Genomic DNA, 19149 nt, shown 5'->3' with positions numbered 1-19149 from the left:
CAACCTCGAACCCTAGAAATTCCGGAAGCGATCAGAAAATGCTTGAAAAAACCTACGATTCCGCAGCCGTCGAACCGAAAATCGCTAAGGCATGGGAAGAGGCGGACGCCTTCAAGGCGGGCGCCAACGCCAAGCCGGGCGCCGAAAGCTTCTGCATCGTCATTCCGCCGCCGAACGTCACGGGTTCGCTGCACATGGGCCATGCGCTCAACAACACGCTGCAGGACATCATGATCCGCTTCGAGCGCATGCGCGGCAAGGACGTGCTGTGGCAGCCGGGCATGGACCATGCCGGCATTGCCACGCAGATGGTCGTCGAGCGCCAGCTGATGGAGCGCCAGCTGCCAGGCCGTCGCGCCATGGGCCGCGACGCCTTCATCGACAAGGTCTGGGAATGGAAGGACCAGTCCGGCGGGCTGATCTTCAACCAGCTCAAGCGCCTTGGCGCTTCCTGCGACTGGTCGCGCGAACGCTTCACCATGGACGAGGGCCTGTCGAAAGCCGTTCTGGAAGTCTTCGTCTCGCTCTACAAGGAAGGCCTGATCTATCGCGGCAAGCGGCTGGTCAACTGGGACCCGAATTTCGAGACGGCGATTTCCGACCTCGAGGTGGAGAACCGCGAGACCGACGGCCACATGTGGCACTTCAAGTACCCGCTGGCCGGCGGCGAGACCTACACCTATGTCGAGAAGGACGCCGACGGCAATGTCGTGCTGCAGGAAGAGCGCGACTACATCTCGATCGCCACGACCCGGCCCGAAACGATGCTCGGCGACGGCGCGGTTGCGGTTCACCCCTCCGACGAACGCTACGCACCGATCGTCGGCAAGCTCTGCGAAATTCCGGTCGGCCCGAAGGAACACCGCCGCCTGATCCCGATCATTACCGACGAGTATCCGGACAAGGATTTCGGCTCCGGTGCGGTCAAGATCACCGGCGCGCACGACTTCAACGACTATCAGGTCGCCCGCCGCAACCACATTCCGCTCTATCGCCTGATGGATACGAAGGCGGCCATGCGCGAGGACGGCGAGCCCTACGCCGTTTGTGCCGCGCAGGCCCTGGCGATCGCAAAGTCCGGCAAGCTGCCCGGTGAAGCGGATGTCGACGCCATCAACCTGGTGCCGGACGATTATCGCGGCCTCGACCGTTACGAGGCGCGCAAGCGGATCGTCGCCCAGATCAATGCCGAGGGCCTCGCCGTCACCGTCAAGGACGCCGAAGGCAACGACATCCCCTATGTCGAGAACAAGAAGATCATGCAGCCCTTCGGCGACCGCTCCGGCGTCGTCATCGAGCCGATGCTGACCGACCAGTGGTTTGCCGACGCCAAGACGCTGGCCAAGCCGGCGATCGACTCCGTCCGCGAAGGCCGGACGAACTTCGTTCCGAAGAACTGGGAAAAGACCTATTTCGAATGGATGGAGAACATCGAGCCCTGGTGCATCTCGCGCCAGCTCTGGTGGGGACACCAGATCCCGGCCTGGTACGGCCCGGATGGTCAGGTCTTCGTCGAGAAGACCGAGGAAGAGGCGCTCGACGCCGCCATCCAGCATTACATCGCTCATGAAGGCCCGTGGAAGGCCTGGGTCGAGGAGAAGCTCGAGAACTTCGCGCCGGGCGAGATCCTCACCCGCGACGAGGACGTGCTCGACACCTGGTTCTCGTCGGCGCTGTGGCCCTTCTCGACGCTCGGCTGGCCGGACGAGACACCGGAGCTGAACAAGTATTATCAGACCGACGTCCTGGTCACCGGTTTCGACATCATCTTCTTCTGGGTCGCCCGCATGATGATGATGGGCCTGCATTTCATGAAGGATGAGGACGGCAATCCGGTCGAGCCGTTCCACACCGTTTACGTCCACGCCCTGGTGCGCGACAAGAACGGTCAGAAGATGTCGAAGTCGAAGGGCAACGTCATCGATCCGCTGGAGTTGATCGACGAATACGGCGCCGACGCCCTGCGTTTCACGCTGGCGATCATGGCCGCTCAGGGTCGCGACGTGAAGCTCGACACCGCCCGGGTCGCCGGCTATCGCAATTTCGGCACCAAGCTCTGGAATGCGACCCGCTTTGCCGAGATGAACGGCGTCAAGCGCGATCCGGACTTCATTCCGGAAGACGCCACGCAGACGATCAACCGCTGGATCCTGACCGAACTCGGCCGGACTGCGAAGGAAGTGACCGAAAGCATCGAGGCCTACCGCTTCAACGATGCGGCCGCGAGCCTATACCGTTTCGTCTGGAATCAGTTCTGCGACTGGTATCTCGAGCTGCTGAAGCCGGTCTTCAACGGCGAGGACGAGGCCGCCAAGAAGGAAGCGCAGGCCTGCGCCGCATACGTGCTGGACGAGACCTACAAGTTGCTGCATCCGTTCATGCCCTTCATCACGGAGGAGCTGTGGGCGCATACGGTGGGCGAGGGCAGTCAGCGCGACAGCCTGCTCTGCCATGCCGACTGGCTTGTACCGTTCTATTTCGACGATAACGCCGCAGATGAGATCAACTGGCTGATCGACCTCGTCTCGGGCATCCGTTCGGTGCGTTCGGAAATGAACGTTGCGCCGGCTGCAACCGCACCACTGGTCATTGTCGGGGCAAATGCGGTCACGCGCGAACGCGTCGGGCGGCATACGCCGGCGATCCAGCGTCTGGCGCGCGTCGAAACGGTGACGTTTGCCGATGCCGCACCCAAGGGGGCGGCGCAGATCGTCGTTGGCGAAGCCACGGCCTGCCTGCCGCTCGGCAACCTGATCGATCTCGGCGCCGAACGTGCCCGGCTCGAAAAGGCGATCGGCAAGGCGGAACAGGACAAGGCCCGCATCGCCGCCAAGCTCGGCAACGAGAAGTTCGTCGCCAACGCCAAGCCCGAAGTGGTCGAGGCCGAGCGCGAGCGTTTCGAAGAGCTCGAAACCCAGCTCAAGGGCCTGGAGATCGCGCTGAGCCGGGTCAACGAATCGGTCTGATCGCACAATCAGTTCTGCAACTCTGAACACCCGGTCAACTTGGCCGGGTGTTTTCGTATGTGCACGAATGGGTTAGGGCAGAATCAGCTGCCAAAACGATGTCTTACGTGCACGTAAAGGAAAGAAATCTGATTGTTGTCAATTTGACACAAGCGGCTTTGTTTAGAAAATAAAATTCCAAGCAGTGAACGTGTTGCTGTCTTCGCGTGGAATGAATTTCCACCACGGAATTTATTAACCACTTTCGATCAGAATCTTACGTAAGGTTTTGATCGCGATACGAATTTTAGCGGCAAGAGTTCAGCGTTGTCTCCTCTCGCGATCATGGCAATGATCCGCTCAGTAATGCGGGAGAGAGGACATTATGACATCGAAATCCATGATCAGGGGCGCTCTGGCTGTACTTCTGGCGACGAGCGCCTTCACGGCAGCACATGCGGGAGGGCTTGAGGAGGCCGGCTACAATATCGACCAGCTGTTCGACCCATCGGTCGTCACCTTCGGCGGTCAGGTGACCTATGTGCATCCGGACCGGAAGTTCAAGAATGTCCAGGATACGGACAACACAAACGGGACGTCCACGGGTACCTCAACTGCGGACGGTGCCGAGGATTACACCAACTATTATGCCGGCTTGAAGTTCGGCATGGGCAAGAATGTCGACTGCTTGCTCGACTACTCCGAGCCATGGGGCGTGCACTCGAATCCGGGCACCGCATGGGCTGGCGCGAACGATATCACTGAGATCAAGATTTATAGTCACAACTATGCGGGAACATGCTCGGTTAAATTTGACATGGGCCCGGGGCAGTTGCGACTGATCGGTGGTGGCTTCTATCAGGAGGTGGGTGGCTTCAAGGAGGCCATGGTTTATGCAGCCGATCCCACCAGTATTGGGCGTCTCGATCTGAAGGGCGACGGTTGGGGCTGGCGCGCAGGTGTGGCCTACGAGATTCCCGAGTATGCGATGCGAGCCAGCCTAGTTTACAACAGCGCTGTCGATCTCGGAACGATTTCCGGTACTCTCGACATGTCTTCAGTCAACAGCCTCTACACTGCCTTGGGCGGTAATGTCTGGGATGTACATGGAACCGCACGTATGCCCGACTCCGTGGAGCTTAAGGTTCAGAGCGGTATTGCTCCCGACTGGTTGGCGTTTGGATCTGTAAAATGGACCGATTGGAGTCAGCTTCAAAGCATTCCTTTCTATCTCAATGCCAACGGCGTCGAAGCTACTTCCCTCGATCTCCTCTACCGCGACGGTTGGACCATTACCGGCGGTATCGGTCACAAGTTTAACGATCAGTGGAGCGGTGCCGTCAGCCTGACCTGGGATCGCGGTACGACCACGGGCCTGAGCTCGCAGACTGACTCCTGGTATATGTCCGTCGGAACGGCCTGGACCCCGACTGAGAATGTTGAATGGCGTCTTGGCGGTGCGATCGGCATCCTGACCAGCGGTAGCGTTGGCGAAGTCACCAAGAATGGCAAAACCTATGGCGAGGATGCCTCCTACGACTTCGGCAACGATCTGGTGCTCGCCCTCTCGACCTCCATCAAGGTCAAGTTCTGATCCTGCTTTCCACATTTCCGAAAAACCCGGCCACTCGGCCGGGTTTTTTGTTGCCTGCGGATTGTGTTGCAACGCAAACGCATTGTGACGAAATCGCAACACATTTTTATGACAGTTGTTCTATGATGCGTGGCGAGGGGGAATGTCTATTTCCCGCCACAAACGAAGAGCAAATGTGACGTCAGACACAGCGCGGCAAGAAAGCGCAGCGTAAAAAATGGGTGGTGGCAATTGAAAACCGGATACCGGAAGGCTTGTTTGCAGCCGGTGGAGGTTTGTGCTTCGCAGAAAACTGCGGAGCTGGCGGAGGCAAAAGAACTTTGCTCCGCAGCGACTCTGTCGCGACGGGCCTTGGCCGGTCGCCGTGACGGGTCCGCAGATGAACCCAGCATTTTTCGCAGCAGGGCCGAGTGTCATCCCCATCGCCGGAGAAGCGAGGGAACGGACATGAACATTAGCGCTGTAGGATTGCTCCCCCGTCCGGAGCAGCAGAAGAAACGGCTTGTTGTTAATGGTAACGCTTGAGTTGAAATCCCTGAAGGTCCTGCTGGTCTCCCTGCCGCTGGCGTTTTGCGCCGCCGGAGGCAGCGCGTTGGCCTTCGACATTCCCGAGGCCGACAGCGCCTCGAAGCCTTTCGACGTGTTCAAGCTCGGCTTCAAGGCCTATCAGAGCGGTCACAAGGACGAGGCCGTCGAGGCCTATCGCTACGCCGCCGAGAAGGGCCACACCGGGTCGCGCTGGGCACTGGCCAGCATGTATGCCTATGGCGACGGCGTCGCGGAAGACGATTACGAGGCCTTCAAGATCTATTCCGAGATCGCCTCGGAAGACGTCGAGCCGGGCTCGGAAGACACAGGCTTCTTCGTCTCGGCGCTGATGTCGCTCGCCAACTACTATCACAACGGCATTCCCAACAGCCCGGTCACGGTCAACCTGCCGATGGCGCGCCAGCTCTATCAGGCCGCGGCAACCTTCGGCGTGGCTGAAGCGCAGTTCCAGCTCGCTCGCATGATTCTCGCCGGCGAGGGCGGCAAGGTGAACGTCAAGCTCGCCAAGAAGTGGCTGAACCAGGCCCGCAAGAAGGGCCATCCCGGCGCCATGGCGGTGTTCGGCAACCTGATCTTCGAGGAAGGCCAGAGCGTTCTCGGACTGGCCTACATGACGGCCGCGCTCGATCTCAGCGCCCCGCAGGATCATGGCTGGGTCCAGGAGATGCAGGAGCAGGCCTTCTCGGTCGTGAGCGAGGACGATCGCCGCAATGCGGTGGCGCTGGCCCAGAAGTTCGAAAAGTCGGGCGCGACTCAGTAGCCGTCGACGACGGCCCGGCGTTGTTGTCGCCGGGCAATCCTTCAGAAATCGAAACGACCGATGACCGGCACATGGTCGGACGGCTTTTCCCAGGCCCGGACCTGGCTGTCGACTTCGACGGCCTGCAGCCGGTCGGTCGCTTCCGCAGACAGGAGAAGATGGTCGATGCGGATGCCGTTGTTCTTCTGCCATGCGCCTGCCTGGTAATCCCAGAACGTATAGGCCGGAACGCCGTCCGTCGTGGCGCGCAGCGCATCCGTCAGCCCGAGATGCTCCAGCCGGCGAAACGCTTGGCGCGTCTGCGGCAGGAAAAGCGCATCGCTTTCCCAGGCCTTCACGTCGTAGCAATCGTGCGGTTCCGGAATGACATTGTAGTCGCCGGCGAGAATCAGCGGCTCCTCGAGCGCCAGCCGGTCTTCGGCAAAGGCTCTCAGCCGTTCCATCCAGGCGAGCTTGTAGGGGTATTTCACCGGGTCGTCGGCCGGATTGCCGTTCGGCAGGTAGATCGAGCACACACGGAAGGCGCCACCCTCAAACGAGAAGACCGCCTCCATGAAACGGGCCTGCTCGTCGCTGTCGTCGCCCGGCAGGCCGCGATTGACCTCGTCTGGCTTCATCTTCGACAGGATGGCCACGCCGTTGAAGCCCTTCTGGCCGTGGGTTTCGACGTGATAGCCGAGCGCCTCGATTTCCATCCGCGGAAAACCCTCGTCGACCGACTTGATTTCCTGCAGGCAGACGATGTCGGGCGCGGCGTCTTTCAGCCAGGTCAGCAGATTGTCGATCCGCGCCTTGATGCCGTTGATGTTCCAGGTGGCGATTTTCATAAGCCGGGCTCCCGTCTGCGTTGGAAACGGGGTACCCGGCTTTGAACGAGCTGTAAAGACAGCCGTCAGATCGCGAAGCTGGTGCCGCAGCCGCAGCTGGCCACCGCATTCGGGTTGGCGATCTGGAAGGACTGGCCGAGCAGGTTGTCGACGAAGTCGATCTCGGAGCCGGCCATGTAAATCAGCGACATGCTGTCGATCAGCACCTTGGCGTCGTTCTTCTCGATGACGAGGTCGTCTTCCGTCTGGTCGTTGACCAGATCGAACTTGTAGGAAAAACCGGAACAGCCGCCGCCTTCGACGGAGACGCGCAGTGCCGTCTTGCCGGGATCGGAGCCGAGAATGGTCGCGATGCGTTTCGCGGCGGAATCGGAAATGGTTACCTGGGGTTCGCTCATGCTGTCCTCCTGCCGGGGTCAAGGTCCGGAGAGTAAAAGTCTTCATGTCAGGCCCGCGTCAGATAGCCGTCTTAGACCGCTCACTGTTGCATGCCCTGCAGGGCTATAGGTATGAAGACAGGCAGGCGGCGTCAATGGTTGAAGAGGCGGCAGGAGCAGGAATGACATTCGACAGGCATGCATTGGGATTTGGAGCGGGCGAGCGGGCGATCTATGCCGCCGACCCGTGGACGACGCGCGGCCGGCTTTATAATGAGAACGCCAGCCCGACGCGCTCCGACTTCCAGCGCGACCGTGACCGCATCGTCCACACGACCGCTTTCCGGCGGCTGAAGCACAAGACCCAGGTCTTCATCGCCAATGACGGCGATCATTACCGCACCCGCCTGACGCACACGATCGAGGTGGCGCAGATCGCCCGCGCGCTCGCTCGCGCCCTGCGTCTCGACGAGGATCTCGCCGAAGGTGTGGCCCTGGTCCACGATTTCGGCCATACGCCGTTCGGGCATACCGGCGAGGACGCGCTGCACGAGGAGCTGGCGCCCTATGGCGGCTTCGACCACAACGCCCAGTCGCTCAGAATCGTCACCAAGCTGGAGCGCCGCTACGCCGAGTTCGATGGTCTCAATCTCACCTGGGAGACACTGGAAGGGCTGGTCAAGCACAACGGCCCGCTGATGGCCGCGGACGGAACAGGCCTGAACGGCCATCCGGTGCCGAAGCCGATCCTCGATTACTGCGAGTTGCACGATCTGGAGCTTTCGACCTTTGCCAGCCTTGAGGCCCAGGTCGCGGCGATTTCGGACGATATCGCTTACAACACCCATGACATCGATGATGGCCTCCGGTCAGGCTACCTGACCTTCGACATGCTGGAGGAGATCCCGTTTCTGGCCGGTCTCATGAAGGAGGTGCGCGACCGCTATCCGTCGCTGGAAGCCAGCCGCTTCACCCACGAGATCATGCGCCGGCAGATCACCCGCATGATCGAGGACGTCATCGGCGTCGCCCAGGCCCGACTGACAGAGGTAAAGCCGGAGAGGGCGCAGGACATTCGGCTTGCGCCGCGGGTGACGGCGACGTTCTCGGAAGCGATGGCGAAGACCGATCGCGAGATCAAGGGCATGCTGTTCACGCGCATCTATCGCCACCCGGAGATCATGCGCATCCGCGCCGGTGCCGCGCAGATCGTTAAGGACCTGTTCCGCGCCTATATGAACGATCCCGGCCTAATGGAGAAGCACTACTGGGTGGACCAGCTGCCGAACCTCAACGAGGGCGCCAAGGCCCGCCATGTCGGCGACTATCTGGCCGGCATGACCGATACTTTCGCCATCAAGACCCACCAGCGCCTGTTTGACCATACCCCGGAATTGCGATAGGCAGCGGGCAATATGCCGGGAACGGGGCGTTCGCCGGCTTCTTTTCATGCGTGGACCACAACAGATGAACCTTTTCAGCGACTTCGACAAAAGAATTAAAAAAGCTTTGGAAGAAATTGACATCGTTTCTGAAAAGCGAAGCGAAGTGGATCTTTCCCGCATCACGGTCGAGCCGCCGCGCGATTCGGCCCATGGCGATGTCGCCACCAATGCCGCCATGGTTCTGGCAAAGCCGCTCGGCACCAATCCGCGCGCGTTCGCCGATGTCCTGATCGCCAAGCTGAAGGAAGATCCCGACGTCGCCGACATTTCCGTCGCCGGCCCTGGCTTCGTCAACATTCGCCTGTCGACGGGCTACTGGCAGCGCCTGCTCGCCTCGATGATCGCGCTCGGCGAGGACTACGGCCGTTCATCCATGGGTGAGGGCCGTAAGGTCAACGTCGAATATGTGTCGGCTAATCCGACCGGGCCCATGCATGTCGGCCATTGCCGCGGCGCCGTCGTCGGCGATGCGCTGGCGAACCTGCTGGCCTATGCCGGCTATGCTGTCGAGAAGGAATACTACATCAACGACGCCGGCTCGCAGATCGACGTTCTGGCGCGCTCGGTCTACCTGCGCTACCGCGAAGCGTTGGGCGAAACCATCGGTGAAATCCCGGCCGGGCTTTATCCGGGCGATTATCTCGTTCCGGTCGGCCAGGCGTTGGCCGCCGACTACGGCACCCGGCTTCTGGAAATGCCCGAGGAAGAATGGATGCCGATCGTCAAGGATCGCGCCATCGACGCGATGATGGTGATGATCCGCGAGGATCTGGAGGCGCTGAACGTCAAGCACGAGGTGTTCTTCTCCGAGCGCACGCTGCATGCCAATGGGGCTGCCCCGATCCGCACCGCGATCAACGACCTGACCTTCAAGGGCCATGTCTACAAGGGCGTGCTGCCGCCGCCGAAGGGTCAGGTTCCGGAAGACTGGGAAGACCGTGAGCAGACGCTGTTCCGCTCGACGGAAGTCGGTGACGACATCGACCGTCCGCTGATCAAGTCGGATGGCAGCTATACCTACTTCGCCGCCGACGTCGCCTATTTCAAAGACAAGTTCGACCGCGGCTTCGGCGAGATGATCTATGTGCTTGGCGCCGACCATGGCGGCTACGTCAAGCGGCTGGAAGCGCTGGCCAAGGCCGTGTCCGGCGGCACCGTGAAGCTGACCGTGCTGCTCTGCCAGCTTGTGAAGCTCTACCGCAATGGCGAGCCGGTTAAGATGTCCAAGCGGTCGGGCGATTTCGTCACTCTGCGTGAGGTCGTCGACGAGGTCGGCCGCGACTCCGTCCGCTTCATGATGCTTTACCGCAAGAGCTCGGAACCGCTCGACTTCGATTTCGCCAAAGTAACGGAACAGTCTAAGGACAATCCGGTGTTTTACGTGCAGTATGCGCACGCCCGCTGCATGTCGATCTTCCGGCAGGCCCGGGAGGCTTTCCCGGACGTCGACATCGAATCACTTGATCTTGGCAAGGGGGTTTCGCTGATCGAAGATCCGAGTGAACTGGCGCTGCTCGCCAAACTTGCGGAGTTTCCGCGTCTGGTCGAGACGGCAGCCGGCATTCAGGAGCCGCACAGGGTCGCTTTTTACCTCTATGACCTGGCAAGTTCCTTCCATGCGCACTGGAATAAAGGTAAAGATGCACCTGAATTACGGTTTGTTAACGATAAAAACCGAGAATTGAGCATTGCCAGACTAGGGCTGGTGTATGCCGTTGCATCGGTCCTGCGGTCGGGTCTTGCCATCACTGGTACGGCGGCACCCGAGGAAATGCGATAACGGCCAACATTTGCCCACAAAGTCTTGGCAGTTATGCGCGTAAATACATGACTGGATGAGTAATGGTGGACAATAACTACTCGGGTCAGGGGAACAAGAGGGCGGCTGTATTTGCCGAAGACGATCCGTTGGCCGAGCTGGCCCGGATTGTCGGTTTCGACCCCCAGCCGGTGAAGCCGCGGTCTGAGCCCGTATCCGAGGAACCGGCCGTGGACCATGGTCCGGCGGTCATCGAGCCCGTGGAAGCACCTTCCCAGCATGCCGAGCCGGTCATCGACCTCGAAGCCGAGTTGATGCGCGAACTCGCGTTTGAGGACGCGGACGACGAGCAGGGTCAGCCGCAACTTGAAAGCGAGCCCTCGGTCGCGCTTGAACCTGTTTCTGCGGATGTTTACGCCGCGCCGGAGGCCTATGCGCCGCATCCGGCGGAATATCTGCAACAGGCCGATGAGCCTGAAGTCGCGGAAGAGCATTGGCCGTCCGATGAGGCTTCGGTTGAAGAACCGCGTGCCTACGAAAACGAGCGCGTATCTGCTGAAGCCGACTACGAGGTCTATGCTGAAGAGCCTGCCGCCGTTGAACCGGTCACCGATTTCGAGGACGACGATCGGCTGGAGGCAGCCGAGCCCGCGTCTTCCGAGACGGATGCGCTGGAAGCTTTCGACGAAAACGAGCTGACGCGGGAACTCTATCTGTCGATCGGCGCCTTCGCCGACGAGCTCAATGCCGACGAGCCGGAAGAACCGCACCATGAGGACGAGGCAGTCGCCGAAGACGCCGCGCATCTGCACCAGCAGCCGGAAATGCCTTACGATCAGCCGGCGATCCGTCTGCCCGTGTCGAATTTCCGCGATGGCGTGCCAGCCGAACCGGTGATCGTCGACGAGCCGATCGAGGAAGAAGCCGTGTCGCAGCCGCCATCAATGGGCTTTGCTGCCGAGCACGATCGGCATGACGACCTGGAACAGCATGTGTCCGGCCATTGGCGCAGTGGCAAGGATGACCTGCTCGACGACATTTCCCGCTATCCGATCCCGTTCGCCACCAATGCCGCGGCGTCCGACGTGTCCATCAATGCGTCCATGACGCATGATTTCGGACGCGCGCTCGAAGACGAGATCGCCATGCCGGCCATCGTCGACGATGGTAGCGATCACGACGTTACTCCGGTCGCAGCCCCGAGCATCGAGGCCGAGCAGCGGAGGCCTGCATCGACTGTTGCGGCAACAGCCGCCGGCGCCGCCGCCGCCGTATCCATTCCCAAGTTCGTGTCCTCGGCCTTCATGCGGTCCCGGCAGGATCCCGCTGCAGACGAGACCACGGTGCGCGCACCGGTTTCCCAGCCCGTTCGCCAGGAGCCGGTCATTCCGGCTGCGGCAGCCGCGCCGGAGCCCGACTATGGAACGGAAGACGAGGCGCCTCCGAGGGACGTCACCCCCGACGAAACGGCTTTCGATCCGGCAATGATCACGGAAACGGAAGAGCAGCCGGAAGTGATCGCGCCGCTCGATGTGCCGGCACTGCCGGAAGTTCCGGAAGAGGAACCGCGGCCGACCGTCAGCGCCTATGAAGTGGATGTCGACGCCGAGATGGCGGCAATGATTGCGGATTATCCCAAGCAGACGACCCCGGCAGCGCCGGCAGCGAAAGTAACGGAGCCGGGCCAGGCGCCCGACATGTTCGACGCCGAGTTCGAGTTCGACGATTTCGAAACCGCATTGAACGACGATATTCATCGCGAGCTGCAATCGGCTGCCATGGCCGGCATTGGCGACGAACGCGATTTCGAGGAGGAACGGCTTGAGCGCCAGCCCTCCGTCTCCGCGATTTCGGCCAACCGGCCGAAGCGCAGCATGCTGGTCGTTGCCTCGCTGGTGCTTCTCGCAGGCGCAGGCGCTGTCGGCGCCTATACATGGATGGCGGGCGGCATCAGCCTGCCGGAACTGTCGAGCGAGCCGGAGATCATCAAGGCCGACAAGGAAGCCTATCGCACAGAGCCGGCCAACAAGGGCGGCAAGACGGTGTTGAACCAGGACCAGGCGGTTTACGACCAGGTCTCCGGCAAGACGGAGAACCAGCCGACGCAGGGAACCCTGATCTCAAGCGACGAGGCGCCGGTCGACGTGGTGCAGCGGACGCTGCAGCCGAACACGATTCCGATGGAAGGCGAAACGGATGACACCGCGGATGCAGGCGCCAGCGATGAACGCCTGACGCCGGCAACCGACGCGCAGTCGGGCGACGCAACGCAGGCCGCGACCGAAAACGCCAGTGTCGCGCCCCGCAAGGTCAGAACGCTGATCGTTCGGCCGGACGGCACGCTGGAGACCCGCGAGGAAGCGCCGGCGACGCCGCTGACGGTCACCCAGAAGAATGACGGCACGCAACCGTCGGTCATGGCCCCGGCAGAGGCTGCCGGCACGACGATGCACGCCGACGGCACCCAGCCGCCGGTGGCAAGCGAGGCATCGCCCGAGGCGCTCCAGCAGGTTGCCAACAGCAATGCCGCTGCCGACGCCAATTCTCCGGATATGGCGCCGGATACGCCGGAAGAGGCCGGTCCGGCGCTCTCGAATGCGCCGGTACCGGTGCCGCGCCCCGGTGATCAGCCGGTCCGTGTCGTCAACAACCAGACGACGGCGCCGGCGGCCAAGCCGGTCGAGACGGCAGCAGCCCAGCCGGTGTCGCCGGCCGAGCAGGCGCCGGCTGCTGCAGCGACGCCAGCCGCAGGACAGACGACGATCCCTGCTGGAACCTATTCGATCCAGATCGCCTCGTTGCCGTCGGAAGCGGAAGCGCAGAAGTCCTACAAGAACCTGTCGACGAAATTCGCGTCCGTGATCGGCGGTCGTGCCATGCAGATCGTCAAGGCGGACATTGCGGGCAAGGGCACCTATTATCGTGTCCGGATCGCCGGTGGCAGCAAGGACGAGGCCGTGGCCTTGTGCGAACGCTATCGGGCCGCGGGTGGAAGCTGCCTCGTCGCCCGATAATCGGCGATCGACTGATTCTTTAAGCTGTGAATGAGCCCGTGGCGCCCTCGCCACGGGCTCTTCTGCTTTTTATGATCGGCGGATGACCGACTCAAAAGCAATGATCCTCGGCTGCAGCGGCCTGAAGCTGACGGAAGACGAAAAGGCCTTCTATCGCAATGAGCGCCCTTGGGGCTTCATCCTGTTTGGCCGCAACATTTCCGAACCGCAACAGGTCGCCGACCTCACCGCCGAGATGCGCGACTGCGTCGGCCGTAAGGCGCCGGTGCTGATCGACCAGGAAGGTGGCCGCGTTCAGCGCATCAAGCCGCCGATCCTGCAGGCCTATCCGTCCGCTGCCGTTATCGGCGCGCTCTACGACGAGGACCGGGAGAAGGGTCTGCGTGCCGCATGGCTGATGTCGCGCCTGCACGCCTTCGACCTGACGCGGTTCGGCATCGACGTCGACTGCCTGCCGGTGCTCGACGTGCCGGTCGAGGGCGCCAGCAATGTAATCGGCAATCGCGCCTATGGCACGGATCCGCTGAAGGTCGCCGCACTCGGCAAGGTAGCGGCGGATGGTTTGAAGGCCGGCGGCGTCCTGCCGGTCATGAAGCACATTCCCGGTCACGGCCGCGGTATGGTCGACAGCCATCACGACCTGCCGGTGGTCGAGGCATCGCTTTCCGAACTCGAGGCGCACGATTTCATCCCCTTTGCGGCGATGAAGGACGAGCTGATGGGGATGACCTGCCATCTCGTCTTCAAGGCGATCGACCCGGACAATCCGGCGACCACGTCGCGCAAGGTGATCGACGGCATCATCCGCGAGAAGCTCGGGTTCGACGGCCTGCTGATGTCCGACGATTCCTCGATGAATGCGCTGAAAGGCACGCTCGGCGAGCGGGCGGCCAATATTGCCGCCGGCGGCTGCGATATTGTCTTGCATTGCAACGGCGTCATGGATGAGATGACGGCAGTGGCGCGCGAGGTGCCGGCGCTTGCCGGTCGTGCGCTGGAACGGGCGCAGAAGGTCGAAGCGGCGATCGGTGCTGCAACCGACGGCGACGAGGCGGCGCTGAGGGCGGAATTCAACGCCATGCTGCCGACGGCCTGACCGGGAGAGGCGATTGAACAAGGAAAACATCATCGGCAACAAGGCGGCGGCGATCCCGATGGACAAGCTTTGGCAGGACGCCAAGGCCGACCGGGCGACCGACGACCCGACCCTGCTGATCGATGTGGCGGGGTTCGAAGGCCCGCTCGATCTGCTGCTGCATCTTGCCCGCACGCAGAAGGTCGATCTCGCCCGCATCTCCGTTCTGGCGCTGGCCGAACAGTATCTCGAATTCATCGAGCAGGCTCGGCGCATTCGTATCGAGCTCGCGGCTGACTATCTGGTGATGGCCGCCTGGCTTGCCTATCTGAAATCGCGTCTGCTGATCCCGCAGCAGCCGAAGGACGGCGGCCCCTCGGGCGAGGAAATGGCCGCGACGCTGGCCTTCCGTCTGAAGCGGCTGGAGGCCATGCGCGAGGCGGCGACGCGGCTGATCAACCGCGACCGGCTGGGCCGCGACGTCTTCCAGCGCGGCGCGCCCGAACACATCGCCGAAAGCCGCAAGTCGGCCTTCGATGCGAGCCTCTACGACCTCCTGACGGCCTACGCGTCGCTGCGCCAGCGCCAGGCGATCACGCAGGTGACGATTGCCCGCCGGCGCGTCTGGTCGCTGGTCGATGCCCGCCAGATCTTGACGCGGATGATCGGCGAGATCGCCGACTGGACCGGGCTGGAGCAGTATCTGATCCGCTACATGGTGGCGCCCGAAGATCGGGTGACGGCGATCGCCAGTGCGTTTGCGGCATCGCTGGAGCTTGTGCGCGAGGGCAAGATGGAGATACGTCAGGAAGGCGCGTTCGAGACGATCTACATGCGGCGGGGCCAAAGGTATGGGCCCGCGGCGGGCGAACCGGCGGAATAGAAATCCTAGGCGGGGGCATCAGGGGTTGGCGGCAGACGAAGACGATATCGAGGATGACGACGGCGAGCAGGGGAACGTCTTGGCGCACGCCGCGCCGGCGTCTGTCCTCGTCGAGGCCGAGCGCATCGCCGAGGCGCTCGTCTTCGCATCCGCCGGTCCGGTCTCGGAAAGCTTCATTGCCGAGCGGCTGCCGCGCGGCGTCGAGGTCGCCCCGATCATGGATAACCTCCAGCGCGCCTATGCCGGACGCGGCGTCAATCTGCTGAAGATCGAGAACGCCTGGGCCTTCCGCACCGCTTCGGACCTCTCCTTCGTCATCCGCACCGACGAGAACGAGGTGCGCAAGCTGTCGCGTGCCGCGCTCGAAGTGCTGGCCATCATCGCCTATCACCAGCCGGTGACGCGCGCCGAAATCGAGGAAATCCGCGGCGTGCAGACATCGAAGGGCACGCTCGACGTATTGATGGAGGCCGGCTGGGTGCGCTTCCGCGGCCGCAGGCGCACGCCGGGCCGGCCCGTGACGCTCGGCACCACCCGCGACTTTCTCGACCATTTCGGCCTCGAGGAACTGCGCGACCTGCCGGGTCTCGAGGAACTGAAGGGGGCAGGGCTCTTGTCCGGCCGTATTCCACCGAACTTCGCCGTGCCTTTGCCCGGCGGGGACGACGATCTGGCGGAAGACGAGGATCCGATCACGCAGATGGATCTCGAAGAGCTTGGCCTCTTGACACCGGGCGGGCAAGCGGATGATTAGAGTCAGGTTTTAAAGGAGTTTCCGGCTGTCGCCCCGTGTTGCAGCCTGGCAGAGTGAACGCATGGCATCTGAAACGGCGGCGGTGGCACAAGAAGGCGCCAGGCGAACAGCGGGAGTGACCTTCGCCGCGCGGTTGGCCTTCGAGGGCATCCGGCACAGCTATCACGGCAAGGAAACGCTGAAAGACGTCTCATTGACGGCCGAACCGGGCGAGGTGTTGTGCCTGCTCGGACCCTCCGGCTCCGGCAAGACGACGCTGTTGCGGATCGCGGCGGGCATCGAGGCGCAGAGCCATGGCCGCATCGTCATCAACGAACGCGAGGTGGCTGGTCCCGATGTCTTCCTGCCGCCGGAGCGGCGCGGCATCGGCCTGATGTTTCAGGATTTCGCGCTGTTCCCGCACATGACGATCCTCGACAATGTGAAGTTTGGCCTGACCGCCATGCAGAGCAAGGCGGCGACCGCCGAGGCGATGGCCGCGCTCGACCGCGTCGGGCTCTCCCATTACAGCGACAAATACCCGCATGTGCTGTCGGGCGGCGAACAGCAGCGCGTGGCGCTCGCCCGTGCATTGGCGCCCCGGCCGAGCGTTCTCCTGATGGACGAGCCGTTCTCGGGTCTGGATTCACGGCTCAAGGATACGATCCGAGCCGATACGCTGGCGATCCTGCGCGAGACGCGGGCGACCGCCATCGTCGTCACCCATGACGCGGAAGAAGCCATGCGCATGGGCGATCGGATCGCGCTTTTGAAAGATGGACGGCTGGTGCAGTCGGGCACGTCCGACGACCTCTATCGCCGTCCCTGCAACCTGTTTGCGGCTGCTTTCTTCTCTGAAATCAACGAGTTCTCCGGTGTCGTGCGCGACGGCCGGGTGATGACGCCGGTGGGCGAGGCGAGGGCGCCGGCGCTGGCCGATGGCGCTCCGGTCACGGTCGCGGTTCGGCTCTCCGGCATCGGTGTCCAGGCGGAAGGCGGCGCCATACCAGCGCGTATCCTGTCGCGGCGGTTTCTGGGCGTCGTCGAGCTCTTGAGCCTCGCCGTTCCGGGCAGCGAACGCACGGTCAGGGCACGCATTCGCGCAGACCAGTTGCCGTCCGGCATTAAGGATGTGACACTGACAGTCAATGAACAGGACATTTTGGTGTTTGAAAAACAAAGCCAAACGTCTTAAATCGAATTCAAGATCCAATCGAGGAGAGTATTATGGGTTCTTTTAGTATGTGGCACTGGCTGATCGTTCTGGCGATCGTTCTGCTGCTGTTCGGCCGCGGCAAGATTCCGGAACTGATGGGCGACGTCGCCAAGGGCATCAAGAACTTCAAGAAGGGCATGTCCGACGAGGATACGTCCGATGCACCTTCGAAGACGGTCGATCACAAGGCTGACGAGGTGAAGTAAGTCTTCAAAGGCGCGTTGCGATCCGCCCGGGTGGCGAGCTATGCGCCTTTTTCATGAACAGCAGGCATGACGGTGGCCGGATCACAGGGTGAGCCGGCCGCAGCCCACCTCCGCTAGAATTGAAGCGATCCGCTTCAGGAGCCCTTTCATGTTGGATATTGGCTGGACCGAACTCCTGGTCATTGCCGTCATTCTGATCGTCGTGGTCGGTCCGAAGGATCTGCCGCCCATGTTGCGCGCATTCGGCAAGATGACCTCGAAGCTTCGCGGCATGGCCGGCGAATTCCGTCAGCAGTTCGACGAGGCGCTGAAGGAAGCCGACATGGAAGATGTCGGCAAGGCGGTCCGCGACCTCAAGAGCCTCAATCCGGCCAACACGATCCGCGAGGCGATGAGCCCGCTGCGTGATGCCGGCAATTCGATCCGGTCCGACCTGCAGAAGGCGACAAGCGGCACGGCTCCGAAGGCGGACGAGCCGATCAAGATGCCGGATCCGGCCGTTTCGCTGCCGAGCGATCCGCCGCCGATCATGGCTTCGCCCGAACCGGCGCCGAGCCCGGAACCGGCAAAGTCCGAGCCGGCCAAGCCGGAAATCGTCGCCGCCGAGCCGGTGAAGAAGCCTGCGGTTCGCAAGCCGCGCGCCGCAGCCCGTGTCGCAGCTAAGGCGGCTCCGAAGACGGACGTTGCTGCCGCCAAGGCGGCGCCGGCAAAGACCGCCGGCAAATCGGCAGCACCGAAGAAGCCAGCCGCCAAGAAGGCCGTTGCTGACGTGGCGGCGACTGCGCCCGCCGCCAAGGCGCCGGCCAAACGCAAGACCGCCGCTACGGCCAAGGACAACAAGAAGGGTGACGCATGAGCGGCGAAAACATCGACGACAAGCCGCAGCCGCTGATCGAGCACCTGATCGAGCTGCGCACGCGCCTGATGTGGGCGATCGCCGCCTTCTTCGTGGCCTTCATCGTCTGTTTCTTCTTTGCCAAGAAGCTCTTCAACCTGCTGGTCGTTCCCTATCGCTGGGCGGTCGGCTGGGCCGGTCTCGATCCGTCGAAGACGGAGCTGATCTACACGGCGCCGCAGGAATTCTTCTTCACCCAGCTCAAGGTGGCAATGTTCTCGGCGCTGGTGATCTCGTTCCCGATCATCGCAGCGCAGATCTACAAGTTCGTCGCCCCCGGCCTCTATAAGAACGAGCGGGCGGCCTTCCTGCCGTTCCTGGTGGCATCGCCGCTCCTGTTCCTGCTTGGCGGCGCGATGGTCTATTTCTTCTTCACGCCGATGGTGATGTGGTTCTTCCTGTCCATGCAGCAGCAGGGCGGCGCCGACGACATCGCGATCTCGCTGCTGCCGAAGGTCTCGGAATATCTCAGCCTGATCATGACGCTGGTCTTTTCCTTCGGCCTCGTCTTCCAGCTTCCGGTCGTCACCACGCTTCTGGCGCGGACCGGCTTCCTGACCTCGGAGGGACTGGCGGCCAAGCGCAAGTATGCGATCGTTGCGGCCTTCATCGCAGCCGCGATCCTGACGCCGCCCGATCCGCTCTCCCAGATCGGTCTTGCACTGCCGACGATCCTTCTCTACGAGGTGTCGATCTATTCGGCGCGGCTGGTGGAGCGCAAGCGGGCTGAACAGGCGGCTGCCGACGAGGCGGAGGCTGACGAGGCGGAAGCCTCATCCGAAGACTCTACCACCGGCAGCGCCTGATTATTCGGTCAATGCCCGGTAACTGACGGCGCTGCCAGGCCGCTCCCGACTGGAGCGGCTCGTTC

General features: G+C 62.3%; 15 protein-coding genes. 13 read left to right on the top strand and 2 right to left on the bottom strand.

The window, feature by feature from the left end; all coding sequences use genetic code 11:
- Positions 1–38: 38 nt before the first annotated feature.
- The 3 genes from NN662_RS10755 (at position 39) to NN662_RS10745 (ending at position 5848) form a co-directional block, all read left to right on the top strand.
- Complete coding sequence (locus NN662_RS10755; protein WP_261930265.1) at positions 39–2966, top strand: valine--tRNA ligase; 2928 nt, start codon at positions 39–41, stop codon at positions 2964–2966.
- A gap of 364 nt (positions 2967–3330) precedes the next feature.
- Positions 3331–4539 (top strand): OmpP1/FadL family transporter, encoded by a 1209-nt coding sequence (locus tag NN662_RS10750; protein WP_261930264.1) that lies wholly within the window; start codon positions 3331–3333, stop codon positions 4537–4539.
- Between the two features lie 511 nt (positions 4540–5050).
- Complete coding sequence (locus NN662_RS10745; protein ID WP_261930263.1) at positions 5051–5848, top strand: tetratricopeptide repeat protein; 798 nt, start codon at positions 5051–5053, stop codon at positions 5846–5848.
- Positions 5849–5889: 41 nt separating this feature from the next.
- Here NN662_RS10745 and xth read toward each other — a convergent pair whose 3' ends face one another.
- Together xth and erpA are read right to left on the bottom strand one after the other, a co-directional pair.
- Positions 5890–6675, bottom strand: coding sequence for an exodeoxyribonuclease III (gene xth / locus NN662_RS10740; RefSeq protein ID WP_261930262.1), 786 nt, complete (start codon positions 6673–6675; stop codon positions 5890–5892).
- 65 nt (positions 6676–6740) lie between these two features.
- Positions 6741–7073, bottom strand: a complete 333-nt coding sequence (gene erpA, locus NN662_RS10735; protein WP_261930261.1) for an iron-sulfur cluster insertion protein ErpA — start codon at positions 7071–7073, stop codon at positions 6741–6743.
- 161 nt (positions 7074–7234) lie between these two features.
- Here erpA and NN662_RS10730 point away from each other — a divergent pair, with 161 nt between their 5' ends.
- The 10 genes from NN662_RS10730 to tatC all read left to right on the top strand — a co-directional run bounded on the left by NN662_RS10730 (position 7235) and on the right by tatC (position 19084).
- Positions 7235–8455: a deoxyguanosinetriphosphate triphosphohydrolase gene (locus NN662_RS10730; protein WP_261930260.1), complete on the top strand. Its 1221-nt coding sequence runs from the start codon at positions 7235–7237 to the stop codon at positions 8453–8455.
- Between the two features lie 64 nt (positions 8456–8519).
- Positions 8520–10277: an arginine--tRNA ligase gene (gene argS / locus NN662_RS10725; RefSeq protein WP_261930259.1), complete on the top strand. Its 1758-nt coding sequence runs from the start codon at positions 8520–8522 to the stop codon at positions 10275–10277.
- Between the two features lie 62 nt (positions 10278–10339).
- Positions 10340–13270, top strand: a complete 2931-nt coding sequence (locus tag NN662_RS10720) for an SPOR domain-containing protein (RefSeq protein ID WP_261930258.1) — start codon at positions 10340–10342, stop codon at positions 13268–13270.
- Between the two features lie 82 nt (positions 13271–13352).
- The gene (gene nagZ / locus NN662_RS10715) at positions 13353–14366 is read left to right on the top strand and encodes a beta-N-acetylhexosaminidase (RefSeq protein ID WP_261930257.1); all 1014 of its coding nucleotides are present in this window, start codon (positions 13353–13355) and stop codon (positions 14364–14366) included.
- Positions 14367–14424: 58 nt separating this feature from the next.
- Positions 14425–15228, top strand: a complete 804-nt coding sequence (locus NN662_RS10710) for a segregation and condensation protein A (protein ID WP_261931934.1) — start codon at positions 14425–14427, stop codon at positions 15226–15228.
- Positions 15229–15307: 79 nt separating this feature from the next.
- The gene (scpB, locus tag NN662_RS10705; protein ID WP_261931933.1) at positions 15308–15982 is read left to right on the top strand and encodes an SMC-Scp complex subunit ScpB; all 675 of its coding nucleotides are present in this window, start codon (positions 15308–15310) and stop codon (positions 15980–15982) included.
- Between the two features lie 61 nt (positions 15983–16043).
- The gene (locus tag NN662_RS10700; RefSeq protein WP_261930256.1) at positions 16044–17156 is read left to right on the top strand and encodes an ABC transporter ATP-binding protein; all 1113 of its coding nucleotides are present in this window, start codon (positions 16044–16046) and stop codon (positions 17154–17156) included.
- Between the two features lie 32 nt (positions 17157–17188).
- The gene (locus NN662_RS10695; protein ID WP_261930255.1) at positions 17189–17383 is read left to right on the top strand and encodes a twin-arginine translocase TatA/TatE family subunit; all 195 of its coding nucleotides are present in this window, start codon (positions 17189–17191) and stop codon (positions 17381–17383) included.
- A gap of 148 nt (positions 17384–17531) precedes the next feature.
- The gene (gene tatB, locus NN662_RS10690) at positions 17532–18239 is read left to right on the top strand and encodes a Sec-independent protein translocase protein TatB (protein WP_261930254.1); all 708 of its coding nucleotides are present in this window, start codon (positions 17532–17534) and stop codon (positions 18237–18239) included.
- Positions 18236–19084, top strand: coding sequence for a twin-arginine translocase subunit TatC (gene tatC / locus NN662_RS10685; protein ID WP_261930253.1), 849 nt, complete (start codon positions 18236–18238; stop codon positions 19082–19084). Before tatB ends, tatC begins: the two co-directional genes overlap by 4 nt.
- Positions 19085–19149: the final 65 nt, after the last annotated feature.

This window comes from Rhizobium sp. NRK18 (assembly GCF_024385575.1).
Taxonomy (GTDB): domain Bacteria; phylum Pseudomonadota; class Alphaproteobacteria; order Rhizobiales; family Rhizobiaceae; genus JANFMV01.
Note: the sequence above shows the minus strand (reverse complement) of the source record. Positions and strands in the feature narration are given on the sequence as shown.